The organism is Streptomyces lienomycini (assembly GCF_027947595.1).
In the GTDB taxonomy this organism is placed as follows: Bacteria; Actinomycetota; Actinomycetes; order Streptomycetales; family Streptomycetaceae; genus Streptomyces; species Streptomyces lienomycini.
The window spans coordinates 2,488,248-2,513,106 of sequence record NZ_CP116257.1 but is presented as its reverse complement, the minus strand read 5'-3'; the positions used below and the strand labels follow the sequence as shown (position 1 = coordinate 2,513,106).

The following is a 24,859-nucleotide window of genomic DNA, read 5'->3' as shown; positions in this document are numbered from 1 at the left end:
CTCAGAGCGCTCTGAAATCCCGTGGCTACCTTCCGTGCCATGAGCCATGACTACCTGATCATCGGAGCGGGCCCCGCCGGCCTGCAACTCGCCTCGCTCCTGGAGCGGGACGGCGCGGACTACCTCGTCCTGGAGCGCGGCAGCGTCCCGGGCGCGTTCTTCACCCGGTTCCCCCGGCACCGGTACCTGATCTCGAACAACAAGGTGCACACCGGGTACGACGACCCGGAGCTGCGGCTGCGGATGGACTGGAACTCGCTGCTGAGCGACGACCCGGAGCTGCTGTTCACCCGCTACAGCCCCCGCTACTTCCCGCCCGCCGACGACCTGGTGCGCTACCTGGCGGACTTCGCCGACCGGACCGGGGTGCGGGTGCGGTACGACACCGAGGTCCGGCACGTCACCCGCGACGCCGAGGGGTTCACCGTCACCGACCGGGACGGGACCGTGTACCGGGCCAGGCGCCTGGTGGTCGCCACCGGCATGCCGGTGCCGAACGTGCCGTCGATCCCGGGTGTCGAACTGGCCGAGCGGTACGACACGATCGACACCGACCCGGCGGCCTACACCGATCAGCGGGTGCTGATCATCGGGCGGGGCAACTCCGCGTTCGAGACCGCCGAGAACCTGATGGAGAACGCGGCGGTCATCCACGTGGCCGGCTCGGGCTCGCTGCGCATGGCCTGGCGGACGCACTACGTGGGGCATCTGCGGGCGGTCTACAACAACTTCCTGGACAGCTACCAGCTCAAGTCCCAGAACGCCCTCCTCGACGGCCGGGTGCTCGACATCGGCCGGGACGCGGACGGGTACCGGGTCCAGGTCGCCTTCGAGCGGAACGGGGACGTGGTCAAGGACCTGCGCTACGACCGGGTGATCGTGGCCACCGGGTTCCGCTGCGACGTCTCGGTCTTCGACGAGACCTGCACACCGGACCTGATCGTCGACGGCCGCTTCCCGGATCTGACACCCCTGAGCGAGTCGGTCAACGTGCCCGGCCTGTACTTCGCCGGGACGCTGATGCAGGGCCGCGACTTCCGCAAGGCCACGACCGGTTTCATCCACGGCTTCCGCTACATGGTGCGGGCCCTGCACCGGGGACTGCGGCAACGCCACCACCAGGAGCCCTGGCCCACCGCGGAGTTGGGCGGGTCCACGGAGCGGGCCGTGGACGCCGTGATCGCCCGGGTCAACCGGTCCTCGGCCCTGTGGCAGCAGTTCGACGTCCTCGGCGATCTGCTGACGCTCGCCCCGGACGGCACGCTGCGCTACGCCGAGGAGGTCCCGGTCGCCCACGTGCCGGGCGCCGTCGCCGCCGGGGACTTCGGGGACGTCGAGGCGCACGCCGTGATCACCCTGGAGTACGGCAAGGACCACGACCTCGTCGACCCCTTCGACGTGACCGCCGGCCGCAAGTCCCAGTACGACGTCTCCGGCCTGGACGGCCGCTACCTGCACCCGGTCGTGCGCTGGTACCGGCAGGGCGCGTTCGTCGCCGAGCACCATCTCGCGTCGAACCTGGAGAACGAGTGGGACAGCGAGGAGTACCACCGCGCCCCGCTGCGGACGTTCCTCGCCGCCCACCGCGACACGGTGGCCCCGGTGGCGCCGTGACCCTCCGCGAGCTGCACGACGCGGCGCGGGCGGCGCTCGACCCCGTCCGCTACGACTTCGTGGCGGGCGGCGCGGGCGAGGAGCGCGCGCTGGCGGCCAACGGGCGGGCGTTCGACCGGTACGCGCTGCTGCCCCGCGTGCTGCGCGGTGCCGCCGAGCGGGACACCGCCGTCGATCTGCCGGGCGCCCGGCGGACGGCGCCGGTGCTGGTCGCGCCGACGGCGTTCCACCGGCTGCTGCACCCGGGCGGGGAGCGGGCGGCGGCGCGGGCCGCGGCGGCCGAGGGCGCCGTCCTGGTGACCGGCGTCGCCGCGACGACGTCGGTCGCCGCCGTCGCCGCGGCGGCCCGCGAGGCGGACCCGGACGCGGCGGTGTGGTTCCTGCTCTACCCGCACCCGCGCCGGGAGGTCACCGAGGCGCTGGTGCGGCGGGCGGAGGAGGCCGGCTGCTCGGCCCTGGTGGTCACCGCCGACTCGCCGCTCCTCGGGCGGCGCACCCGGGACCTGCGCAACGGGTTCACGGACCTGCCGCCCGGCTACGCCGCGGAGAACATGCGCGACCTGCCGGGCGCCCCGCCGGGCGCCCTCACCGACATCCCGATGCACCCTGCGGCGTCCTGGCGGGACTTCGCCGAGACGGTGGGTATGACCTCGCTGCCCGTGTGGGTCAAGGGCGTCCTGCACCCCGAGGACGCGCGGCTGGCCGTCGGGCACGGTGCGGCGGGCGTGATCGTCTCCAACCACGGGGGCCGCCAGTGCGATGCCGCCGCGGCGTCGCTCGACTGCCTGCCCGCGGTCGTCGACGCGGTCGACGGTGCGGTGCCGGTCCTCCTGGACGGCGGCGTACGCCGGGGCGGTGACGTGGCCGTCGCCCTCGCGCTGGGTGCGGCGGCCGTCGGCGTGGGGCGCCCGGTGCTGTGGGGGCTGGCCGCCGCGGGCGAGGCGGGCGTGCGCGAGGTGCTGCGGACACTGCTCGCGGAGTACGACCACACGCTCGCCCTGTGCGGCGGGCGCCGCAACACCGATCTCGGCGCCGACATGGTCGTGCGCGGGAACGCGCCGTGGTGAGCGGCCCGGGGCGGCCCGCCTCGTGGTGGCTGCCGCGCGCGGTGGTGGCGTTGCGCGTGCGCGTCTTCGAGAAGGTCAACGGCGACCGGGTGGTGACCCTGCCCAACTCCACCCATGGCCCCGAGGTGTTCGAGCGGGTGTACGCCCACCCCGCCGTGAACGGCCGCAGCGCGGGCGCGGGCCTGTCCGACCTGTTCTGGTACTGGCTCGCACCGGGCTCGGACGTGCACCAGGAGCACCTGGAGCCCGGGGAGCGCTACGACGAGGTCGCCGCGACGACGCGGCGCATCCTGGCCGGGTCGTCCGCCGGGCTCGCCGGGGCGGCCGGGCGGGCCGTCGCGGACGTCCTCGACACGGTGCCGGGCACCCGCGTCAGCCTGGTCCGGCTGCGCGACCTGCTGATGCCCGCGTGGGCCGCCTTCACCTACGAACTGGTCTTCGGCCAGGCGTGCCCGCCGCACGCCCGGGACCTGATCACCGCGCACGCCGACGACGTGGTCAGCGCCCTCAAGTGCACCGGGCTGCGGCACCCGCGCCGCCGGGCCCGGCTCACGGCGTACCTCGACGACCGGGTCGCCGCGGGCGAGGTGCCGCACCGGCTGCCGGACTCCCTGTCGCCGTCCGAGCAGGCGCTGTATCTGCAGGGGACGTTCTTCAACACGGCGGTCGTGCAGCTGTCCGAGGCCACCGCGCACGTCCTGCTCGCCCTGGCCCGCCACCCGGAGGTGCAGCGCCGCCTCGTGGAACACCCGGACGACGACGGGTACCTCACGCGGGTGATCGACGAAACGCTGCGCCTCTACCCGCTGTTCGGGATCGCCCATCGCATCACCACGGGCGAGGTACCGCTCGACGACACGACGGTGCTGCCGACCGGGTCCGTCGTCTGCTTCAGCTACCCCGACTACCAGGCCACGGGCCACGAACGGCCCGACGCTTTCGACCCGGACCGCTGGTCGGACCCCGCGGCCAGGAAGTCCCGGTACATCCCGTTCGGGGTGGCCGCCAACCGTCCCTGTCCCGCGTGGCGCGTGTCGCCGATCGTCCTGCGCGCCGCCGTGCGTGAGGTGCTGGTCCGGTTCCGGCTCGACTCGACGGCCTCGCACACCCGCTCCAACCCGCACCGCGCGCCCTGCCTGCTGATCCCCCGTCCGCTGGCCCCCGGCCGGCGCCGGCTGGCGGCCCTGCGCCGGTTCGTCCGGCTGCGCGACGGCGTGGAGGACGTCACCCGGGGCCTGCGTCAACTGGTCCTCGGCACCGTCATGGTGCTGCACGCCCGGTGGCTGCGCCCGGCGGCCCGGCACTTCGAGGAACCACGCACCGGACGCTGTCCGGTCGTCCACCACGAGGAGAGCAACGGATGAGCACCACGGAACTGGGCCCCGCCTTCTTCCTGGCGGTCGTCGTGATCCTCGTCGTCTGCCGGGTCGTCAGCAGGTTGCTGCAGACCGTCGGTCAACCACCGGTCGTCGGTGAGATGCTCGCCGGCGTGGTGCTGGGCCCGTCGGTCCTGGGTGCCCTGCTGCCCGGTGTCGAGTCGGCGCTCTTCCCCACGGAACTGCGGCCGGTGCTGTACGTCGTGGGGCAGATCGGGCTCGTGGCGTTCATGTTCCACGTCGGCTGGGACTTCCGCGCGGACCGGCTCCGGGGCGTCGCCCGCCCGGCCGGGCTGGTGTCGGCGGCGGGGCTGGTGGTGCCGCTGCTGCTCGGTGTGGTGCTCATCGCCGCCGTCGGCGAACGCACCGGCGCGCTCGCCCCGGACGTCTCGGTGACCGTGTCGGGCCTGTTCGTCGGCGTCGCGCTGGCGGTGACGGCGTTCCCCATGCTGGCCAGGATCATCGCCGAACGGAACCTGGCGAAGACCCGGTTCGGCGCCCTGTCCCTCGGTGCCGGAGCGGTCGACGACGCCGCGGCCTGGGTCCTGCTCGCCGGGGTCTTCGGCATCGCGGGCGGCAGTGCCGGGAAGATCTCGGTGGCCGTCGCCGGAGGCTGCGGCCTGGTCGCGGTGATGGCCGTGTCGGTGCGGCTGCGCGCCCGGGCGACGCTGCTCGCCGAGCGGACGGGGCCCGACCAGCTCCTGCTCGCGCTGGTCGGCGTACTGTTCCTGGTCGCCTGGTACACCGACGTGGTCGGACTGTACGCCGTGTTCGGCGCGTTCAGTCTCGGCGTCGTCTTCCCCCGCTCACCGCGCCTCGACGACACGGTGCGGACACTGCAGCCCGTGGGCGCGGTCTTCGTGCCGCTGTTCTTCACCTACTCGGGGCTGAACACCGACTTCACCCTGCTGGGTTCGGGCCCGGTGCTGCTGTTCACCGCGGGGTGCGTGGTGGTCGCGGTCGTCGGCAAGTTCGGCGCCTGCTGGCTCGCGGCGCGGGCGGCGGGCGAGCCCAACCCGGTCGCCCTGCGGGTCGGGGCTCTGATGAACGCGCGCGGCCTGATGCAGTTGGTCGCCCTCAACCTGGGGCTGGCGGCGGGCATCGTGACGCAGGCGATGTTCAGCGCCCTCGTGGTGGTCGCCATCACGACGACCGTGATGGCGACACCGCTGCTGGCCCTGCTGGACCGCCGGGACCGCCTGCGCACCGGACGCCCGCGCGAGGCCGTCGTCACCGGCGGCACCTGAGGGACGGGGCGGGGCCGTCGGCGGGGGCCGTCGGCCGGGGGCCGGCGGCACGGGTCCGGTCCGTGGGCGCGGGGCCGGACCCTCAGCGCGGGTGAGCCCGTCCTGCCCGCGCGACCGCGTCAGCCGCCGCTTGTCCGGCTCAGGTCGACCGCGTCAGCCGCCGCTTGTCCGGCTTTCCGGCCGCGGTGAGCGGTACCTCGTCGATGAGGGTGAGGCGGGTCGGCGCGCAGGCCTCCCCGAGTCGCGCCGCCACCAGGGCGCGCAGCTCGTCGAGGACGGGTACGCGTCCGGGCGCGGGGACGACGAAGGCGTGCACGGCCTCGCCCGTGGCGTCGTCGGGCACCGCGACGACGTGGGCCTCGGCCACCGACGGGTGGCGGGCGAGCAGTCGCTCCACGGGGCCGGTGTAGTACACGTTGGCGTCGACGATGACCACGTCCCGGGTCCGTCCGGAGAGCCACAGTCGTCCCTGGGCGTCGAGGCTGCCGAGGTCGCGCGTGCGGACCCAGCCGTCCACGAACACCTCGCCGCCGAGTTCGGGGCGACCCCAGTAGCCGCACCCCTGCGAGGGCGTACGGACGAAGATCTCCCCCTCGGTGCCGGCCGGCACGGGGCGGCCGGAGGGGCCCCGGACCTCCAGGTCCACGGGCGGCACGCCGAGCGAGCCGGGCGGGTCGGCGGGCGTGGCCATGGAGATCATGCCGGTCTCGGTCTGCCCGTACCCGTGGAAGACGACCGGGCCGAGCACCTGCGCGGCCTCCCGGGCCCGGTCCGGTTCGAGCGGTGAGCCGGAGACCATGAGCGCGCGCAGGTCACCGAGGTCGGCGGGCGCGGAACGCAGGGCCGTCACGAGCCGGTTGAGCCGCCCGACCGTGATGACGCTCGCCGTCGCCCGGTGGCGCGCGAGGGCCCCGGGGAGGTCCGGCGGGTCGGCGGCGACCAGGACGCCGCCCGCGGCGAGGGTGAGCAGCCCGTACTCGAGCATGACCTGGCTGGCCAGAGTGCCGAAGACCAGGAACCTGTCCATCCGGCCGGCCAGCTCCCGGACCGCCGGCGGCCAGTCCTCCGGGCGCAGCGTCCAGGCCGCCGTCATCGCCCCGTACGTCTGGGCGCACGCCTTGGGAACGCCGGTGCTGCCGCTGGTGTGGATGAGCCGGGCCACGTCCCGCGGCCGCGCGGAGACGCGGGGCCGCCGACCGTCGTCGGACGCCGCCAGCAGCCCGTCGAGCGACAGCACGTTCCTCTCGGCCGTCCCGGCGTCCGCCGGGCCCGCCTCGCCGGGCCGGTCCGTGACGGTGACGTCGACGCCGGCGTCGCGCAGGAGGGCGGCACGCTGGTGGTCCGTCAGTCCGGGCCGCACCCCGACGACGCGGGCTCCGACCGTGTACGCGGCGACGACGGCGGCCAGGGCCTCCGGACCGACGCCGAGCAGCAGGGCGACGGCGTGCCCGGGTCCGACCCCGCGCTGCCGCAGAGCCGCGGCGACACGCCGGGTCATGCCGAGCAGGTGCCGTCCGCTCACCTCGCGGCCCCGGTACTCGAAGACGGTGCGGTCGCCCGCCGCGTCGAGCAGGTCGAGGACTGCACCGGGGAACTGTTCGGTCATGGCGCTCCTTCGCGGGGCCCGTTGCGGCGCGGGGCGGGGCGACGACCGGTTGGTCGCGCACCACGGGCCGGACGCTAACGGCGCGGTTTCAGAGCGCTCTGAGAACCGGGCCGAAGCGCGCGTGGGCCGGCGCACGCTCCGCACGGTGCGTGCGGGGCGTGCGCCGACCGGTCGCGTCGTGCTCGGGTGGCGCGATGGCGGGGTGCGCCGGTCTAGCAGGCGCCGAGGTCCTCCCAGACACCCCATTCGCCGGTGGTACCGGGCTCTTCGCCCGTCACCCACCACTTGGCACGCCAGGTGTGTCCCGCGTGGGAGACGGTCTCTCCGCCGTCGTAGACACTCCCCGCGCTCCAGGCTCCCGCGGCGCAGTCGCCCGGCTGATCGCCGCCGCCGTCACCACCGCCGCCGTCGCCCCCACCTCCGTCGTCGCCCCCGCCGTCGTCGCCCCCGCCGCCGATGCTGACGTCGATGCAGGCGTAGAAGGCGTTGGCGGTGTCCGCGATGTTCCAGACCGCGAGCACCTTCTGCCGCCCGCTGAACCCGCTGAAGTCCAGCTGGTGGCTGACCGAGGCGGGCGGCAGGGCGCCGCGGCCGTCGAACTGGGCGATCTTCCGGTCGCCGATGAAGTACTGCCAGTTGCTGGTGGCGTGCCGCGCCTCGATGGTCCAGGTGAAGGTGTGGTTGGTGCCGATCGGCGTGACCCGCCACCCCTTGGCGTCGTCGTCCAGGTCGGCCCACCGGGGGTCCCCGCCACTGCAGTTGCGCAGCCCCTTGGGGCCCTCCACGCTGGCCGGTTCCCACTTGATCTGACCGCACTGCACCACGCGGTTGGCGCACTGGTCCTGTCGGCTGCCCGGCGAGACCACCCAGCCGTGGGCGCTCGCCGTGGGTGCCGGCAGGCTCAGGGCCACCACAGGGGCGACCAGCGCCCCCACGGCTGCCGCTACTCGTCTCTTCATGCGCATGACATCACGGATCCCTTCGGTACACGTCGAACCAGCCTGCCCCGGCGTACGTACGACGTTGCCGATGAGGCAACACCCGCACCGCAGGTCTAGACCTGCGCTTGCAGGTCTAGACCTTAGCGGAGGAGTGGAGGCCGTCAAGGGGGCCGGAGAGACCGGCGGCGGCACCCGGGTGCCCGCCCTCGACGAGGCCGCTCATCGGTGTGCAGCTGACCTTCTCCTCGCCCGCGAGCAGTGATCTCCGGCTGCACCCTGCGTAGGCCCCCGTGCGTTCGTGTCCACTCCGACACGGCACGGTATAGGCACAAACGCCACACACGCCATCGACACGCATCTTTCGGGCATTACCCCTATTTAACGCGCCCGGTCTCGGCTCACGTCTCGGCGACCTCGCCGTACAGCTGCGAGAGTTCGGGCACGCCGCCCTCCGCCCACGCGTGACCGTTGGCCACCACGTCGAACTCCCGGCCGGAGGCGAGCCGGACGACGGGCTGGCCGTCGGACCGGATGGTCCATACGGCGCCGGGCACGGTGCGCACGATCACGGTGCCGAGGTACAGGCCCGCGTCGTTGCCGAGCCAGGTCAGGATCTCCTCGTCGCCGCGCCAGCGCGGCAGCACCTGGTCCAACTGCTCCAGTGAGAGCGCGGAGTCGTCGAGCCGGACCCCCTCCCGCAGCGCCTGGGAGCGCAGCAGGTCACAGTCGGCGAGCAGTTCGCCGATGCCCTCCGCGTCGTGCGCTCGTGGATCTTCGCGCCGCTTGCCCAGGAAGGGGAAGTTCATACCTCCACACTGTCATTCGTACCGCCATGTGCACCACAGGGCGCGCGGAGGTGCGCGGGCGGCGCGAACCGGCTACAGGTCCAGGTCCACCACGACCGGCGCGTGGTCCGAGGCGCCCTTGCCCTTGCGCTCCTCGCGGTCGACGTAGGAGTCGGTGACCGCCTTCGCGAAGGGCGCGTTGCCGTAGACCAGGTCGATGCGCATGCCGCGGTTCTTGGGGAAGCAGAGCTGGCGGTAGTCCCAGTACGTGTAGGGGTGGTCGTACTTCAGCGGGCGCGGGACCACGTCGGACAGTCCGGCGCCGCGCAGGGAGGCGAGGGCGGCGCGCTCGGCGGGGGTGACGTGGGTGGAGCCCTCGAAGGCGGCGCGGTCGTACACGTCGTCGTCGGTCGGCGCGACGTTGTAGTCGCCCATCACGGCGAAGGGGCGGTCGCCGGAGGCGTCGCTCTCGACGGCGGCGCGCAGCGCCTCGAACCACTGGAGCTTGTAGGCGTAGTGCGGGTGCTCGACCTCGCGGCCGTTGGGCACGTACACCGACCAGACGCGGACCGGGCCGCAGGTGGCGGAGACCGCGCGCGGTTCCTGGACGCCCTCGTAGCCGGGGTCGCCGGGCAGGCCCTTGACCACGTCCGCGAGGCCGACGCGCGAGAGCACCGCCACCCCGTTCCACCGGCCGGTGGCGTGGACGGCCGCCTCGTAGCCCGCCTCGCGCAGCTCGTCGAAGGGGAACTGCGCCTCGGCGACCTTGGCCTCCTGGAGGCACAGCACGTCGGTACCGCTGCTCTCCAGCCAGGCGAGGAGCCTCGGGAGGCGGGCGGTGATCGAGTTCACGTTCCAGGTCGCGATGCGCATGTCCCACAACCTACCGGGCGGGACTGACAACCCGGCCCCGCCCGGGGCCCACCACCCCCTTCCGGCTCCTTGCGGATCCGTGCGGCTCCGTGCGGCTCCGTGCGGCACGGTGGTGGGGCTCACACCCGGGCGGAGCCGCCCGGGGTCAGCCGGAGGTGCTCGGCGCCGCCCAGTTCGCCGATCTGGCGGTCGTAGATCGGGCGGGCGAGGTCGGTGAGGAGCGCGTCGTGGATGTCGTAGGCCCGCTGCGGCCGGACCTCGCGGACGTAGTCGATGACCTCGGAGATCTTGTTCCAGGGGGCCATGACCGGCAGCATCAGCGTCTCGACCGGGTGGTCGGGCACGGTGAGGGCGTCTCCGGGGTGGAAGACCTTCCCGCCGTCCACGAGGAAGCCGATGTTGGTGACGCGCGGGATGTCGGGGTGGATCACGGCGTGCAGTTCCCCGTGGACCTGTACGTCGAATCCGGCGGCGGTGAAGGTGTCGCCGTGGCCGACGGTGTGGACGCGGCCCGGAAACGCCGCCGAGATCTTCTCCGCCACGGACTTCGCCGTCCAGATCTCGGCGGCCGGGTTGTCCTCCATCGCGGCGCGCAGCCGCAGCTCGTCGAAGTGGTCCGGGTGCTCGTGGGTGACGAGGATCGCGTCCGCGCCGAGCGCGGCGTCCTCCTCGCTGAACCCGCCGGGATCCAGGACGAGCGTCCGCCCGTCGTCGTTGGCGAGGCGGACACAGGAGTGCGACTTCTTGGTGAGCTTCATGGGCCCATCCTGCCGCCGCCCGCCCGCTCCCGGCCCGCAGGGCTCACTCCGGTGGTGTCGTCTCCTCGCGGATGACCTGCTGCGCGACGCGGAAGGCGCGGTCCGCGGCCGGCATGCCGCAGTAGACGGCGGCCTGGAGCAGCACTTCCTTGATCTCGGCCGGGGTGAGGCCGTTGCGCAGAGCGGCCCTCAGGTGGGGCGCGAGCTCGTCCTGGTGGCCGCCGGCGACGAGGGCGGTGAGCGTGACACAGCTGCGGGACCTCCGGTCCAGGCCCGGCCGGTCCCAGATCTCGCCCCACGCGTACCGGGTGAGGAACTCCTGGAAGTCGCCCGAGAAATCGTCCGACTGCGCGAGTGCCTGGTCGACGTGGGCGTCGCCGAGCACCTCGCGGCGGACCTTGAGCCCCGCGTCGTACGGGTCGGGCCGCACCTGCGCCTGTGGCGGCACGGCGGCCGGGGCGATCTCGGCGATGGGCGCGGTCTGCGGCGGCGGCGCGAGAGCCGGCTGTACGGGGGCGGCGGAGTGCCCGGCGACCGGGACGGGGGCCGCGGTGGGGTGGGCCGGGACGGGGAGCTGGCCGGTGGCGGTCGCGTCGGGGGCGGTCTGCCAGGCCGTGGTGAAGTGCCGCACCAGCAGGTCGGTGACGGCGGCGGGCTGCTCGACCGGAACCAGGTGCGAGGCGCCGGGCACGACCGCGAGCCGGGCGTCGGGAATGCCGGCGACCAGGGTCCGGGCTTCGGCGGGGCCGGTGACCTGGTCGTCGGAGCCGACGAGGACCAGCGTCGGGACGCCCACCCGGCCGAGTTCGCCGCGGACGTCGAACGCGGCGAGGGCCTCGCAGGCGGAGATGTAGCAGCCGGGGTCGGTGGTCCGCACCATCTGCACGGCCCACTCGGTGATCGCGGGCTGGGCGGCGGCGTACCCGCCGGTGAACCAGCGCTCCGGCGAACTGCGGGCGATGGGGTCGAGCCCGTTGGTGCGCACGATCACGCCGCGCTGGCGGAACTCGTCGGCCGTCCCGAACCGGGGCGAGGCGGCGATCAGCGCGAGGGAGGCGAGGCGTTCGGGGTGACGCAACGCCAGTTCGATGCCGACGGCGCCGCCGAACGCGCAGCCCGCGTACCCGAAGCGCTGCACGCCGAGTCCGTCGAGGGTGGCCAGCAGACGCGTGGTGAGCTCGGCGACGGAGCCCGCCGGGTGGGCGGGGGCGCCTCCGTGTCCGGGCAGGTCGAAACGGAAGATCCGCCACTGCTGAGCCAGTTCCGGCACCTGCCGGTCCCACATGTGCCAGGTGGTGCCCAGGGAGGGGCCCAGGATCAGAACCGGAGCGTCTTCTGGTCCGTCGAAGCGGTATTGCAGGGTGTTCGGTGGTGTCTCGCTCACTCCCCGACCCTCTCATGTCCCACGGACACCCCCGCAACGAAGGGGGCCGGAAACCGATCTGCCCAGGTTGAGGACCTCGCGGACGGTATACCGCTTGAGGCGTCGGATGACTTCAGGGCGATTTTGCCCTGCTGGGTGCGGCGTTCGTCATGCGCCTGGGTGCGCGGGTCGTGGCGCAGGCGGGCGAAGACGATGCCGGACCAGGTGGCGACCTGGGTGAAGTCGGCGACCCACCGCTCGTTCGGACAAGATCTCGTCGGCCCGGCGCAGCCCGGCGGTCTCGGCCCGCAGGACGGGCCGTGACTCGATCCTCTCAGGGAATCGAGCCACCATCAGGCTCGGAGCGCTTCATTGAGCAGTTCTACGGCGCGTTCCATGCACCGCACGCGGGCGGGGGAAGCGTCGTAGGGCATCTTGCCGATGGCTCGGAGCGCGCTCATCGTCGCTTCACCGTCCTCCGGGCCCGCCAGCTGATCATGCTGGTGGGCCGCGAGTTCGTCCAGAGATTCGTCGAGTCCGGCCTCCTCGATGGCGGATTCCACAGCGAGCTCGTGGGCGCACCACTGCTCGGCGATCTCTTCCACACGGGGATCGTCGGGGTCGACGCCGTCGTCGAGGGCGGTCTCGGCCTCAGTCAGGCGGTCGTCCTCGGCCCGCAGGTCGGGGTGGGTGGCCAGGACGATGAACCGGTCAGCCTGAACGGCCGCGCCAAGTGGTCCGAGAACGCGCTCAGTGACGAGGAGGGTGTCCAGATCCGACCGCCGCAGGGCGCCGAGGGGCAGCTGGCGCACGCGGCCGGTGACGAGGGGGGAGAGCAGGCCGAGGGGGTTGCCGGTCTCGCGCCAGTTGCGCACCGCGGCCCGCCGGCGTTCGATGACGGCTGCCTGAGCGGCCAGGGATTCCTCCAGTCGGGCGAGGGACTGCTCGATGCCGGTGGTGGGCTCGAAGGTGGCGCGGATGTCCTCCAGGGCGATTCCGACGTCTGCCATCTTGCGGATCCACAGCAGGCGGATCATGTCGTCGTAACCGTAGCGGCGGCGGTCATCGGCGCCCCGCTCCGGCTCGGGAAGCAGCCCGATGGCGTGGTAGTGGCGGATGGCCCGGGGGGTCGTCCCGGCGAACGCGGCGGCATCGCCGATCTTGACCCGGCGGGGAATCACAGGAAGGTGCATGAGGACCTCTCGACGTCTCACTCACCAGCCACTGGACCACATGCCGTTACGGCATGTGCAACCCGCCTCCACCGACGCCGAACGCAGCACCCGCCCGCCGGAGCCGGGGAGGGGGACGTGCAGCAGGTCGATGACGGTGCTCCCGAAGCTGAACACAGCCGAGTTGTCGTCCTCGTAGGTCACCGGCAGGCCGGACACATCACGGTGGAACCGCTTCGTGCGGCTGTTTCACCAGCGTCTCCCCCCGGGGCCGCCGAGCGCCGGTTCCGGCGCCTCTCCGGCGGCAGGCGGCCTGCCGCGTCGCCGGACGCGGCAGGCCGGGTGGTGGTCACCGCCGGACGGCGGCCGTCACCAGCGGTGCGTCACCGGACGGTGGTGACCCGGTGTTCGGCGAGGGCGGCGCAGTTGGAGCCCGTGATCTGGACGCTGACGTTGGCGATGCTGCCGCCCCAGTCCACGCAGTGGGCCTTGCCGTAGACGTAGGTGGGACCGGCGTACGAGGTGTACCTCCCGTAGTCCTGGTCGTACGCGTCGGTGTCGTGCACGTAGATCCACGCGTACATGTCCGTCGCGGTACCCGGAGTGCTGCGGATGGTCGCGACGCAGTTCTTGCCGTTGGAGGCGTTGTAGGTGAGGTAGACGGTGCCGAGCGAGCCGACGGCGGCCGAGTTGACGGTCTTGTAGCCGCTGCCGCAGACCTTCCCGGGCGTGGTGTTGGGAGCGGCGGACGCAGGCGCGGCGAGCGCCGTCGCGGTACCCAGGGCCAGGGCCGCCACGGCGGTGGCGGACAGGACGGGGCGTGCAATGCGCATATTTCCCCCTTGCGGTCGTAGGAGTTGTTTGCTCCTGTCTGGTGTGACCACGGGCAGTGGGGATTGGTTGTGCTCCGGACGCGCCCTTTCCGTCAATTCACCAGAGACGGAAGGGTGTTCGAATGAAGAGCGGTACCGCGGTGTCCCTTCTCACTGCGGTCACCGAGTCGCACCGCTACCCGCGCCGGCGCAATCAGGTCGCCCGCCACCCCGACGCCCCGGCCTGACCCGACAGGGCACGTCTGCTACGAAGCCAGACTGGTCCGGACGGCACGGAATGCGGTCGCCGGATCCGCCGCTCGCGTGACTGTGCGGCCGACGACGACATGCGAGGCTCCGGCAGTGATCGCCGCACGCGGTGTGCCGGGACGGGCGTGCTCGGCCGGCGACTGTCCGGACAGCGTGACGCCCGGAGTGATGATCAAGGCATCGGGGCCAAGGACGCCACGCAAGGCCGCCACGTCCTGCGGCGAGGCGATCACGCCGTGGCAGCCGGCCCTCTGCGCCAACCGGGCCAGTCGGAGCACCTGCTCGTCCACCGCATCGCCGACACCGATGTCGGCGAGATCCGCGTCGTTCATGCTGGTGACCACAGTCAAAGCAAGGACACGCATTCCGGGGAAGTCGCGGGCAGCCTCGACTGCCGCGGACATGATGCCGCTGCCGCCCATGCCATGCACGGTGATCATGGACACGCCCAGCGCCCCCGCGGCGCGAACCGCCCCAGCAACCGAATGCGGGATCTCGAAGAGCTTGAGGTCCAGGAAGACCTCCTTGCCCTGGGCGACAAGACCCTTGATGACATCCGGCCCCGCTGCGGTGAGCAGCTCCAAGCCGACCTTGTAGAGGCGGCACTCGTCACCCAGCCGCTCGACAAGGGCATCCGCGGCCGCACGGTTGTCGCAATCCAAGGCGACGATGATCTGGCTGGTCGGATCCACAACGACATTGTGCCGTCGCCCTGCCACGGCCAGTCGCCGGGGCGACCTGAGCCGGTGATCGCCTGAGGTGGTCGATCGCGTTCTTGAGTGCGGCGTTGTGGCCGTAGTTGTACTCCGGCACCACGAACACGAAGGCGTCCGCCTTCGCGACCTTGGCGCTCCAGTCGCGCGTGTGCTGGTGGGTGCGGCGGCCGAGCCTCGGGTGGTGAGGTTCGTTCATGAACGGCAGGTTCACCTCGGCGAGGTCGGCCACCTCCCTCTCGTCGACGCCGTGGGCGCGGGTCGCTGGACCCGTCGCGGTCCCGGCTGCACTCGACCGGCTCGACGCGAACGGCAACCCGGACGGCGGCGTCCGCCGGTCTCGCCGAGGGACAGGGGCTTCAGCCACCAACTGCCTGCTCACCGCCCACTGGTAGAAGGCCGGCACTAGGATCTCCGGCATGGCGAAGGGCAAGGTGCAGCGGCGGGCGCGGAAGATCCTGGGCGAGGAACCCGTGGCCTTGGTCTGGTGTGAGATCCACAAGCCCATCCCCGCACCGCCCAAGGACGTTCACCGTGCGGCAGGCAAAGGGCGCCTGAAATCGCGCCACCACTGGTTGCTGTACGCCGGGGCTGTGGTGTTCTTCTTCGTGGTCGTACCGATGATCTTGATTGACCATCTCGGCCGCAGGCTTGACCAACGGCTGTCGGGACGGAGCCGTGGCGGTCAGACCGGACAGGCGTGCCCACCCGACACACAGCGTTCCGGCCGTGGCCGCTCTCGTGAGAGGGATCGCGGGCAGGACCCGGCCAACGGGGTCTTCGACGGGGACTGGAACCTGACCGCGGGCCAGCTGCTGCTGCGTTGGTACGGACACTCGCCCAGCCCCAAGCGCCTGGTCATGCTGACCCGCGACCGCGTCTGCGTGGCAGCGTCCCCTCGCCGTCGGCTGTCGCCGACCAAGGCCGACGATTTCCGGACCGTCACGGAGTTCACCCTCGACCAAGCACGGATCGAGGGTGAGGCGGGTCAGCCGCGCGGGTACGCCACCTTCCGGCTCGCGTTCGCCGACGGTTCCTGGCTGGAGATGGGCCGACTGGGCGAGCCGGAAGACGCCGATCACTTTCTGCGCACGGTCAGCGGCTGATCAACCCTTCCGGCTGCCCCGGCCGCTCAGCCCGAGTCTTCACGGTGGCCGGCAGCTCGCCGACGCGGCTCACGGAGTCCCCCCGGCCGATTGCGAGAAGGATTCCTCCGGTTGGCCGGCGAGTTTGGCGGCGATGCGGCCGAGAACCGCGAGCTCCTGGGGGTCGAGCTGGTCGACGAAGTGGCGCCGCACTGATGCGACATGAGTGGGAGCGGCCTGCCGGAGAGTATCCCGTCCCCTCTCGGTGAGAACCAGGAAGCAACCTCTGCCGTCGGCCGGGTCCGGTGCACGGCGGATGAGCCCACGTGCCTCCATGCGGGTGGCGTGGCGGGACAAACGGCTTCGGGACCACTCCATCTTGGCGGCCTGCTCACGCAGGGTGCCGGTGCCGTCGGCGCGCTCGGACAGGGTGCTGAGCACCTCGTAGTCGGGCTCGGACAACCCGAGTTCGGCCAGGTCCTGCGCGGTGCGGGCCTGCACGACGGTCACCATACGGCGGTATGCCCTCCAGGCGTGCTCCTCTTCCGAACCGAGCCAGCGGGTAGCAGCATCCGACCTTTTCGTTGACATGTAATCAATTTACCAGCTAGCTTCATTTCCATGTCAACGAAAAGAACGCGCGTTCTCGTACTGATCTGCAGTACGCGTCCCGGCGCGCTCGGCCCGGCAGTCGGCAACTGGCTGACCGGGACGCTCGCACCGAGCGCCCTCACCCTGGATGCGACCCTGGCGCCCCTGGCGCTCGGTGATCTGCAACTGCCCTTCCTGGACGAGGAGGAGCACCCCTCGACCGGCGTCTACCACCACGAACACACCCGCCGGTGGAGCGCGATCGTCGATGAGGCCGACGGCTTCGTCGTCGTGACGCCGGAGTACAACTACGGGATGCCCGCGACCCTGAAGAACGCGCTCGACTACCTTGGCCCCGAGTGGGCCTGGAAGCCGGTCGGGTTCGTCAGCTACGGCAACACCTCGGCGGGCACCCGGGCGGTCCAGCACGCCAAGCAGGTGATGACCGCTCTTCGCCTCGTCCCCCTGGGCTCCACCGTCGCGATCCGGATCGCGGACGCGATGCGAGAGGACCGCTTCCAACCCGGGGCGCCCCTCGGTGACGCCGCCGAGGGGCTGCTCGCGGAACTGGTGCGGGTCGCTCAGGCCCTGACCCCGCTTCGCGAGCGCGGACGCGTGAGCGCGGTGGCAGGACCCGTCGCGGGCTCGTACGCACGGCGCCTCGCCCCGGACGACGCGCCGGAGGTTACGGTGCTGCAGCGCTGCTGTTGGGCCGAGGAGGCGGTCGCCAACAGCACCCTGGCGATACCGGCCCTGCACGAGTCGCCCCACCAGGTGCGCGCATGGCTGGCCGACTGGCAGGCGACGGGCCTGTGGCGGGACGGGCGGCTTCTCGGGATGGTACGGACGCGTCGCAGCGGAGCCGAGCTGCACGTGGGGCGGCTCGCCGTCGTCCCCGACCTGCGCGGACTCGGTCTGGGCCGATGGCTGCTCCGCATGGCCGAGTCCGCCGGGGAGGGCTGCCGTCGTATCGTCCTGTCCACCGGCGCCGCCAGCAGCCGGAACCTCGCCCTCTACGAGAGTCAGGGGTACGCTCCGCTTCGCGTGGAAGCGGACGCCGGTGTGGTCCACCTCGCCAAAACCGTCCCCGCCTGAGCGCTTCGGGGCCCACACCCGCCCGCGGCCGTGGATCATGTCGGACGAACTGTGGTCGCCGGTCGAGCCGTTGCTGCCGAAACCGGGACCGCTCACCGCTGCGGGGCAGTCCCGGACTCCCGCCGGGTTCCCTCTTCGGTCTCGGTCAGGGGCCGGCTGCCGTATCGGCGTCATGACAGTCCGCGCGAACGCACATGCCATGTCAGGAAATCAAGGCCCGGCTCATGCGGAGTGACATACGACGTCCGCCTCGCATCTGCGGCGAGGCTTCACCGAGCGGGGTCACCCGGGCGGAGGCACTCCGGTCCAGGTGCGGCAAGCCTCCCCGCGTTCGGTATGTCAAGCAGATTGGATGATCGAGGCCGCCCGTCTGTCGCGGCATGTGGCATTCGCACCGTCCGATCACCCCGCCACTGGAGGATGCTCGCATGTTCGGTTCGTCGCGTGCGGCGCCGGTTCCCGCGGAGGGCGGTGCGGAACGCGACGACGGCGCCACGATCCGCACACCCCCGACGCGTGCCGTCGTCCTGGTGACGGTCGCGGCGACGGTGGTGACCCTCGTCGTGGGCGCGGCGACCGGGACGGCCGTGCTGCTGCTGGGACTGCTGGTGTTCCTCCCCGCGTTCGCCGCCGCGCTGTGCACCCCGCGGCAGACGGCGCTGGTCTCCTCCTGGGTGAGCGTCCTCGTCATCGTGCCGGTGGCGCTGTCCGCGGAGCGGCTCGGCGACCGGGTGGTCCTGGCCCTGTTCGCCCTCGGCTTCGGCGCGCTGGCCGTCTACGGGTCCTGGCTGCGCACCACTCGCGAGGGGGCTCTGGTACGTCTGCGGTCGACCGCTGCCGCGATGCAGCGGCAGATCCTGCGTCCGCTTCCGCTGCTCACCGACGACGTACTCGTGGACGGCGTGTACGAGCCGGTGCAGCAGGACAAACTCGTCGGGGGCGACATCTACGACGTGGCGGCCACGCCCTGGGGCACCCGGGTGCTGATCGGCGACGTCCAGGGCAAGGGGCTCGCCGCCATCGGCATGGCGATCGACGTGGTCGGTGCGTTCCGCGAGGCCGCTCACCGCGAACCGACGGTGACCGCGCTCGTGGACTCCCTCGAGGCGGCGGTGGTCCGCCACAACGGGTACGCGGAACAGCGCGGCGAGCCGGAACGGTTCGTCACCGCCGTCGTCCTGGGGGTGGGCACCGGCACCGAGACCCAGCTCGTCATGTGCGGCCACATCCCGCCCTACGTGCTGCACGACGGGACCGTCACCCCCGTCACCGGAGGGACGGAGCATGCGCCGCTCGGCCTGGCCGACCTCGTCGACGAGCCGCGCACGGTGTCCTGGTTCCCCTTTCCCGCCGGGGCGACGCTGCTGCTGTGCACCGACGGCCTCACCGAGGCCCGCTCCCCCGCGGGCGCCTTCTATCCGCTGGAGACTCGCCTCGCCGGCCACGCCGACATCACCGCGGGCCGGCTCACCCACGCACTCGTCGACGACGTCCACGCCTTCACCGAGGGCGTGCAGCAGGACGACTTGGCCGTACTCGCCGTGCGCCGGTCGCCCGGATGACAGTCCACGGGCGAGTGCACGCTCCTGACTGGCACGCCAGTCAGGTTCTCAACAACTTACGCAAGGCTCGTACCGGTACCTTGCACCAGCAGTGTCAACCCGTGACTTCTCACTTCCCCACTCGGGGATGTTGAGTTTTCCGCAACACACCCCTAGGGTCGGGTCCCGTGGAAACCGACGATGTCCTCGACGGCGGCGCACCGGCCGCCGACACCGCCGCCCGCGTCCGCGAGGTCATCGCGGCGGCGGGCGTCAGCCAGCGCGAGTTCGCGCGCCGTGTCGTCCTGGATCCGTCGAAGCTCTCGCGTTCGCTCAGTGGCACCCGCCGCTTCACGGTCGCGGAGCTGGCACGGATCGCCGACGAGGGCCGGGTCGACGCGGGCTGGCTGCTCGGCACCCGGCCTCGCGAGGAGGACCCGGCGCCGACCGTCGGCATCGAGGGCGGACGACCGTTGCAGATCGTCCGCGAGACGGTCCGGCTGATCGCGGAGCACGGCTTCCACGCGGTGCGGGTCGCCGACATCGCCCGTGCCTGCGCCACCAGCAGCGCCGCGATCCACTACCACTTCCCGGGCCGCGCCGAACTCCTGGAGGCCGCCGTGCGCTGGTGCATGGACGAGGACACCTCGCACCGCGCCGCCCGTCTCGCCGGGGCGGACGACGCGGCGGCGGAACTGCGCCAGCTCCTCGCGCTGCAGACGCCGCGCACCGAGCAGCAGCGCCGCCAGTGGGCGGTGTGGCTCGACCTGTGGGCCGAGGCCGCGCGCTCCACGGCGGTGGGCCGGCTGCACTCGGAGTACTACCGGCAGTGGCGGGAGACCGTCGCCGACGTCGTACGCCGAGGTGTCGGACAGGGTGTGTTCCGCGCCGGGGTCGACCCGCAGGCGGCGGCGCTGACGCTGACCGCGCTGATCGACGGCCTGGCGACACACGTCCTGTCGGTGAGCGGGCCGTCGGCCGCCCGTGCCGCGGACGCCATGCACGCGGCACTGACCACCCACGTCACCCACACGATCCTGACCCCGTAGTCCGTAGTCCGTAGTCCGTAGTCCGTAATCCGTAATCCGTAATCCGTAGTCCACAGCCCGTAGCTCATAGCTCGTAGCCCGAAGCGGCGGAAGCTCGGCAACCCATGCCCCGCGCCCCGCTCCACCATCACCGAGCGGCAAGAACCCGGGAGGCCCCCACATGCCCATGACCGAGAACGTCATCATCACCTGTGCGCTCACAGGCGCCGGTGACACCGTTCGCAAGAGCCCCCACGTCCCCGTCACTCCGGAGCAGATAGCCCGGAACGCCGTGGAGGCGGCCGCGGCCGGAGCGGCCGTCGTCCACATCCACGTGCGCGACCCGGAGACCGGCGACCCGTCCCGCGACCCGAAGCTGTACCGGGAGGTCGTCGAACGCGTCAAGGAGACCGGTACCGACGTCGTCATCAACCTCACCGCCGGCATGGGTGGCGATCTGGTCATCGACCCGGACGACCCGCTCACCCACCTCCCCGGCACCGACCTCGTCAGCGGGCTGGACCGCCTCCCCCACGTCGAGGACCTGCTTCCGGACATCTGCACGCTGGACTGCGGCTCGCTCAACTTCGGCGACGGCTCGAACCTGTACGTCTCGACGCCCGACATGCTACGCGCGGGCGCCCGGCGCATCCAGGAGCTGGGGGTGCGGCCCGAGTTGGAGATCTTCGACACGGGTCAGCTGTGGTTCGCCAAGCAGTTGCTCGCGGAGGGGCTGCTCGACGACCCGACCGTCTTCCAGCTGTGCATGGGTGTGCCGTGGGGGGCGCCCGCGGACCCCGGAGTACTTCAGTCGATGGTGAACATGCTGCCGGAAGGGGCGCGTTGGGCGAGCTTCGCGCTCGGCCGGATGCAGATGCCGTGGGTCGCGCAGTCGATCCTGCTCGGCGGGCACGTCCGCGTGGGCCTGGAGGACAACCTGTACCTCGGCAAGGGCAACAAGGCGACCAACGCCCAGCTCGTCGAGCGGGCGGTGACCCTCACCGAGTCGATCGGCGCCCGCGTCGCGACACCGGACGAGGCCCGCGCCACCCTCGGCCTCAAGCCGCGCAAGTAACCCGCCGCGACGACGAAGGAGCCCCTCTCATGAACACACCCGAGACGACCCCGCCCGAGAACGTCCGCCGCGTCGCCTGCGTCGGCGCCGGAGTCATCGGTGGCGGCTGGGTCGCCCACTTCCTGGCCCGCGGCTACGACGTGACCGCCTGGGACCCCGCGCCCGACGCCGAACACAAGCTGCGCCGCCTGGTCGACGCGGCCTGGCCGGCGCTCACCTCGCTCGGTCTCGCCGAGGGCGCCTCGGCCGACCGGCTGACCGTGGCCGCCACCCTCGAACTGGCCGTGGCAGAAGCGGAGTTCGTTCAGGAGAGCGCACCCGAGAAGCTCGACCTCAAGCGCGATCTCCTGGCCCGTTTGGACGCGGCGACACCACCCGGCGTCGTCATCGCCTCCTCCACCTCCGGCTATCCGATGACCGACATGCAGACGGCGGCCGCCGACCCGTCGCGTCTGGTCGTCGGCCACCCGTTCAACCCGCCCTACCTCATCCCGCTCGTCGAGGTCGTCGGCGGTGAGCGCACCGACGCGGCGGCGGTCGCCTGGGCCTCCCGCTTCTACGAGGTCGCGGGCAAGTCCGTCATCACGATGGACGACGAGATACCGGGCTTCATCGCGAACCGCCTCCAGGAGGCCCTGTGGCGCGAGGCGTTGCACATGGTCGCGAACGGCGAGGCGACGGTCCGGGACATCGACCTGTCGATCACCGAGGGGCCCGGGCTGCGCTGGGCGGTGATGGGGCCGATGCTGACGTTCGCGCTCGCGGGCGGCGAGGGCGGCATGGCACACATGCTGGACCACTTCGGCCCGTCCCTCAAGTCGCCGTGGACCCGACTCGAAGCGCCCGAGCTGGACAAGGAGTTGTACGACGCCGTGGTGGCCGGCTGCGAGGAGGCCGCGGACGGCCGCTCCATCGCGGACCTGGTGGCCGAACGCGACCGGGGCGTCATCGACGTGCTGCGCGCCACCGGCCGCCTGGACCGCGAGGAGGGCACCCGATGACGCCCCTCCCCCTGTTCCACAGCACGGTCCGCCCGGAGTGGATCGACTACAACGGCCATATGAGCGAGGCCTTCTACGTCCTCGTCTTCGGTCACGCCACGGACGCGCTGATGATCGAGGCGGGCCTGGACTCCGGCTACCGCGCGTCCACGGGCTGCTCCCTCTACACGGTCGAGTCGCACATCCGCTATCTGCGCGACGTTCCCCAGGACGCCCATCTGGCCGTCCGTACGCGCGTGTTGGGAGCGGCGCCGCGCAAAGCGCGCTTCGTGCACGAGATGTACGTGGTGTCCGAACCGGAGTCCGGGCCGACGCCCGACGCCGCCCCGGTGGCGACGACCGAACTGCTCGCCGTCCACGTCGACCAGCAGGCGGGCCGGGCCGCCGAGTTCCCGGAAGCGGTCCGGCGCCGCTTCACGGAGCTGACCGAACCGGCTCCCGACTGGGCGGGCCGCTCGATCTCAGCCGTGGGCTGAAGCGCGCGGGGGCCCGGCCCCATCCCCGTGGCGGGCCCCTGCCCGCGCCTGGGCCTCGGTGCGTGGCTCACGGTCGTCGGCCGCACCCGTCGGTCAGAGGTCGTCCCGCGTGCCCAGGCCGGTGAGGGCGCCTACCGGGTCGAGGTCGGGAGTGCCGCGCGGCCACCAGTCCTCGCGGCCCGGCTCCGATTCGTACGCGTACCACAGGCCTGCCCGGCCGAGTCTGAGCTGGACGTGGCCGTGGGGGTGGGTGAGATGGTTGCGCCAGGGGCGGAAGGCGGGGAGGTCGGCGGCGAGCAGCAGCGGGCGGGCACGGTCGAAGCGGCCGGCTGGCGGGTCCCAGGGCTCCTCCAGTACGTCGAGGCCCTCCGGTCCGCCCTGGCGCCAGGCGGCCACGGCGCGGGCCAGCTCGGCCGCGTCGCGGCCGGCGGCGGAGGCCAGGGACGCGTAGAGCGCGCGGGTGCCCGCGGTGAGACCGGAGCCGGGGCGTGCCGCGGCGAGGCGGACGGCGTCCTGCCACAGCGTCAGACGGCCGACCGGGTCACGTCCCGTGGTGAGCAGGGCGTGGGCACGGGCGGCGGCGTCGGTGGCCAGTTGGTCCAGCGCGAAGGGGTCGGGGCCGCCCGGCGCGGCCGGGTAGGCGGGCGGCTGCTCGGGGTGCGGGAGGGCCGCCTGCGGCGCCGGGAGGGGCGGGAGGGCGCCCCGGGTGAGGGCCTCGGTCGCCCGGACGCCGGGCAGGGGGGCGGGTCCGCGGTCCTGGGCCGCACGAGCCGCGCGGGCCGCGTTGAGCCGGGAGAGGGCGTCGAGCAGCTCGCGTTCGCCCCGGCCGCGCAGCAGGAGCAGCACGAAGGGGTCGGCGTCCAGCAGACGTGCCGTCTGGTAGCACACGGCCGCGGCGTGCTTGCAGGGGTGCCCGGAGTCGGGGCAGCTGCACTGCGGGGTGAGGTCGCCGGGGCCGGGGAGCAGCGGGACGCCGCGGTCGGCCAGGTCGGCCAGGGAATGGGGAAGCTCCCTGTCGAGGAGGGCGGCGATGTGCCCCGGCCGTTCGACGGCGGCGTCCAGGAACCGCTCCCAGTCGGCGTCGCCCAGCGTCCGCAGCCGCACCTGCACACGGTACGGCCGGGCGCGGCTGCCCTGCACGTAGGCGAGGACCAGGCCGGGCGTCACGGTGATCGCGTCGACGTGTCCCCGTTCGGCGTACCCCCGTCCGCGCTCCAGTCGCGCGGCGTCCAGAGCGCCCTCCTCCAGCGCCCTCACCCACGCGTTCCCCCACCACGTCCCGGCGAGGCCCTCCTCCGCGGCCGCCCGGGGCGGGAGCGCGGGGAAGGTGCGCCGAAGCTCGCCGTCGCGGTCCGGGGCCGCCATCGAGCGGGGGGCGCGGGGTGTCGCGGGCGGGGTCGCAGGTGGCGTGGAGGGTGGTGTGGCGGGCCTGCGGCCGTGCGCGGCCGGCTGCCGTGGGCCCGGCTGGGGGAGGTCGGCGGCGCGTGGGAGGAGGTGGCCCAGGGCCACGGCTCACCGGCGGACGCCGAGGCTTCGTCGGAGGGTGTCCGCCCGGCGGAAGCGGGCGCGGCGGGGAAGCGGCGGCTTCGGCGGCAGGGTCCGGGCCGGGCGACGGACCGGGCTCCGGGCGCGCGGCCGCCCGGCTCTCGGCCGGGGACGCGCCGGGCGACCCCTCCGAGGTCGGGACCTCCTCGACCTGGTCGTCCTCCGGCGGCAGACGGAAGGCTCCCGCCACGAACTCCCGTACGGCGCGGGCGCGGGCGTCGGCGGTGCCCGAACCGCCGGTCCCCCGTGGACGGCCCGCGGGACGGGGCGACCGCCGGGTACTCCCGGCACCCTTGGTCTCGGCGTCCGCCCGCGCCTGCCGACGAGCGGCACGCAACGCCTCCCGCGCCACGTCCGCGGGCCGACTGTCGCCCCCGGCCCCGCCTCCCGCCCCGCTCCCCGTGCCCGGGCGGGGCGTCTCCGGCTGCGGCTCCGGGTGCGAACCCGGGTGCGGGTGCGGGTGCGAACCCGGGTGCGGGTGCGGGTGCGAACCCGGGTGCGGGTGCGGGTGCGAACCCGGGTGCGGGTGCGTCCGGTCGACGGAACCGTCCGCCGCCTCGTCGCGGGGCTCCGCCACGGCAGGAGCGGCCGTCCCGTCGGAGACAGGCGGCGCGACGGACTCGGGCACCTCGTGGGGCCGGTCCGCGGCCTCTGCCGCCTCCATGGTCCCCGGGACCGCCAGGGCCGCCGTAGTCGTGCCCGTCTCGGCGAACCCGTGGGCCTCCGCTCCACCCACCGCGTTACCGGCGTCGGCATCCGCGTCGGAAGGCGCGTCGGCTTCCGACGGCCGTGCGGTCCGGGCGCTGCGCAACGCGGCGCGTGCGA

At 72.8% G+C, this 24,859-nt stretch carries 23 protein-coding genes and 1 pseudogene; 11 read left to right on the top strand and 13 right to left on the bottom strand.

All coding sequences use genetic code 11. From position 1 onward, the window contains the following. Positions 1-39: 39 nt before the first annotated feature. The 4 genes from BJ961_RS11420 to BJ961_RS11405 are packed head-to-tail and all read left to right on the top strand — an operon-like array spanning position 40 to position 5,304. Positions 40-1,614 (top strand): NAD(P)-binding domain-containing protein, encoded by a 1,575-nt coding sequence (locus BJ961_RS11420; protein WP_271321229.1) that lies wholly within the window; start codon positions 40-42, stop codon positions 1,612-1,614. Beyond that, positions 1,611-2,681: an alpha-hydroxy acid oxidase gene (locus BJ961_RS11415; RefSeq protein WP_271321228.1), complete on the top strand. Its 1,071-nt coding sequence runs from the start codon at positions 1,611-1,613 to the stop codon at positions 2,679-2,681. Before BJ961_RS11420 ends, BJ961_RS11415 begins: the two co-directional genes overlap by 4 nt. Beyond that, on the top strand, positions 2,675-4,045 hold the full coding sequence (locus BJ961_RS11410) for a cytochrome P450 (RefSeq protein WP_271321227.1): 1,371 nt from the start codon (positions 2,675-2,677) through the stop codon (positions 4,043-4,045). The genes BJ961_RS11415 and BJ961_RS11410 overlap by 7 nt, the downstream gene beginning before the upstream one ends. After that, positions 4,042-5,304 (top strand): cation:proton antiporter, encoded by a 1,263-nt coding sequence (locus BJ961_RS11405; protein ID WP_271321226.1) that lies wholly within the window; start codon positions 4,042-4,044, stop codon positions 5,302-5,304. Before BJ961_RS11410 ends, BJ961_RS11405 begins: the two co-directional genes overlap by 4 nt. 139 nt (positions 5,305-5,443) lie before the next feature. On the opposite strand, the gene BJ961_RS11400 is transcribed toward BJ961_RS11405, so the two are convergent. The 11 genes and pseudogenes from BJ961_RS11400 to BJ961_RS11350 all read right to left on the bottom strand — a co-directional run. Continuing rightward, positions 5,444-6,910, bottom strand: a complete 1,467-nt coding sequence (locus BJ961_RS11400) for a class I adenylate-forming enzyme family protein (RefSeq protein WP_271321225.1) — start codon at positions 6,908-6,910, stop codon at positions 5,444-5,446. A 212-nt stretch (positions 6,911-7,122) separates the two neighbouring features. Further along, positions 7,123-7,875 carry a lytic polysaccharide monooxygenase gene (locus BJ961_RS11395; RefSeq protein WP_271321224.1) on the bottom strand — a complete coding sequence of 251 codons (753 nt, stop codon included), beginning with the start codon at positions 7,873-7,875 and terminating at the stop codon, positions 7,123-7,125. 374 nt (positions 7,876-8,249) lie between these two features. Further along, positions 8,250-8,657, bottom strand: coding sequence for a DUF6278 family protein (locus BJ961_RS11390; RefSeq protein ID WP_271321223.1), 408 nt, complete (start codon positions 8,655-8,657; stop codon positions 8,250-8,252). A gap of 72 nt (positions 8,658-8,729) precedes the next feature. Next, positions 8,730-9,509, bottom strand: a complete 780-nt coding sequence (locus BJ961_RS11385; protein ID WP_271321222.1) for an exodeoxyribonuclease III — start codon at positions 9,507-9,509, stop codon at positions 8,730-8,732. 119 nt (positions 9,510-9,628) lie between these two features. Further along, complete coding sequence (locus tag BJ961_RS11380; RefSeq protein ID WP_271321221.1) at positions 9,629-10,267, bottom strand: MBL fold metallo-hydrolase; 639 nt, start codon at positions 10,265-10,267, stop codon at positions 9,629-9,631. 43 nt (positions 10,268-10,310) lie between these two features. Next, positions 10,311-11,651, bottom strand: a complete 1,341-nt coding sequence (gene pcaDC, locus BJ961_RS11375) for a bifunctional 3-oxoadipate enol-lactonase/4-carboxymuconolactone decarboxylase PcaDC (protein ID WP_271321220.1) — start codon at positions 11,649-11,651, stop codon at positions 10,311-10,313. 332 nt (positions 11,652-11,983) lie between these two features. After that, complete coding sequence (locus tag BJ961_RS11370; RefSeq protein ID WP_271321219.1) at positions 11,984-12,823, bottom strand: MerR family transcriptional regulator; 840 nt, start codon at positions 12,821-12,823, stop codon at positions 11,984-11,986. Positions 12,824-12,844: 21 nt separating this feature from the next. Continuing rightward, the gene (locus BJ961_RS11365) at positions 12,845-13,021 is read right to left on the bottom strand and encodes a hypothetical protein (protein WP_271321218.1); all 177 of its coding nucleotides are present in this window, start codon (positions 13,019-13,021) and stop codon (positions 12,845-12,847) included. Between the two features lie 164 nt (positions 13,022-13,185). Next, positions 13,186-13,635 carry a spore-associated protein gene (locus BJ961_RS11360; protein ID WP_271321217.1) on the bottom strand — a complete coding sequence of 150 codons (450 nt, stop codon included), beginning with the start codon at positions 13,633-13,635 and terminating at the stop codon, positions 13,186-13,188. 245 nt (positions 13,636-13,880) lie between these two features. Next, positions 13,881-14,576: an orotidine-5'-phosphate decarboxylase gene (pyrF, locus tag BJ961_RS11355; RefSeq protein ID WP_271321216.1), complete on the bottom strand. Its 696-nt coding sequence runs from the start codon at positions 14,574-14,576 to the stop codon at positions 13,881-13,883. 58 nt (positions 14,577-14,634) lie between these two features. Then, a pseudogene (locus tag BJ961_RS11350) lies at positions 14,635-14,913 on the bottom strand (NADPH-dependent FMN reductase); the annotation flags it as partial. Between the two features lie 103 nt (positions 14,914-15,016). Between BJ961_RS11350 and BJ961_RS11345 the strand changes: the two are divergent. Continuing rightward, entirely contained in the window at positions 15,017-15,703 is a 687-nt protein-coding gene (locus BJ961_RS11345; protein ID WP_271321214.1) for a hypothetical protein, read from the top strand. Positions 15,704-15,772: 69 nt separating this feature from the next. Here BJ961_RS11345 and BJ961_RS11340 read toward each other — a convergent pair whose 3' ends face one another. Then, entirely contained in the window at positions 15,773-16,273 is a 501-nt protein-coding gene (locus tag BJ961_RS11340) for a MarR family winged helix-turn-helix transcriptional regulator (protein WP_271321213.1), read from the bottom strand. Positions 16,274-16,303: 30 nt separating this feature from the next. Between BJ961_RS11340 and BJ961_RS11335 the strand changes: the two genes are divergently transcribed. From BJ961_RS11335 to BJ961_RS11310, 6 genes are all read left to right on the top strand, one after another. Then, a complete protein-coding gene (locus tag BJ961_RS11335; RefSeq protein WP_271321212.1) occupies positions 16,304-17,368 on the top strand; it encodes a bifunctional NAD(P)H-dependent oxidoreductase/GNAT family N-acetyltransferase in 1,065 nt (354 codons plus the stop codon). A gap of 428 nt (positions 17,369-17,796) precedes the next feature. Then, complete coding sequence (locus BJ961_RS11330; RefSeq protein WP_271321211.1) at positions 17,797-18,930, top strand: PP2C family protein-serine/threonine phosphatase; 1,134 nt, start codon at positions 17,797-17,799, stop codon at positions 18,928-18,930. Positions 18,931-19,097: 167 nt separating this feature from the next. Beyond that, positions 19,098-19,958: a TetR/AcrR family transcriptional regulator gene (locus tag BJ961_RS11325; protein ID WP_271321210.1), complete on the top strand. Its 861-nt coding sequence runs from the start codon at positions 19,098-19,100 to the stop codon at positions 19,956-19,958. A gap of 160 nt (positions 19,959-20,118) precedes the next feature. Then, positions 20,119-21,012: a BKACE family enzyme gene (locus BJ961_RS11320; protein WP_271321209.1), complete on the top strand. Its 894-nt coding sequence runs from the start codon at positions 20,119-20,121 to the stop codon at positions 21,010-21,012. 29 nt (positions 21,013-21,041) lie between these two features. Then, positions 21,042-22,013: a 3-hydroxyacyl-CoA dehydrogenase NAD-binding domain-containing protein gene (locus tag BJ961_RS11315; RefSeq protein WP_271321208.1), complete on the top strand. Its 972-nt coding sequence runs from the start codon at positions 21,042-21,044 to the stop codon at positions 22,011-22,013. Continuing rightward, complete coding sequence (locus BJ961_RS11310; protein WP_271321207.1) at positions 22,010-22,489, top strand: thioesterase family protein; 480 nt, start codon at positions 22,010-22,012, stop codon at positions 22,487-22,489. Before BJ961_RS11315 ends, BJ961_RS11310 begins: the two co-directional genes overlap by 4 nt. Positions 22,490-22,582: 93 nt before the next feature. Here BJ961_RS11310 and BJ961_RS11305 read toward each other — a convergent pair whose 3' ends face one another. Next, on the bottom strand, positions 22,583-23,854 hold the full coding sequence (locus BJ961_RS11305) for an SWIM zinc finger family protein (RefSeq protein ID WP_271321205.1): 1,272 nt from the start codon (positions 23,852-23,854) through the stop codon (positions 22,583-22,585). Positions 23,855-24,859: the final 1,005 nt, after the last annotated feature.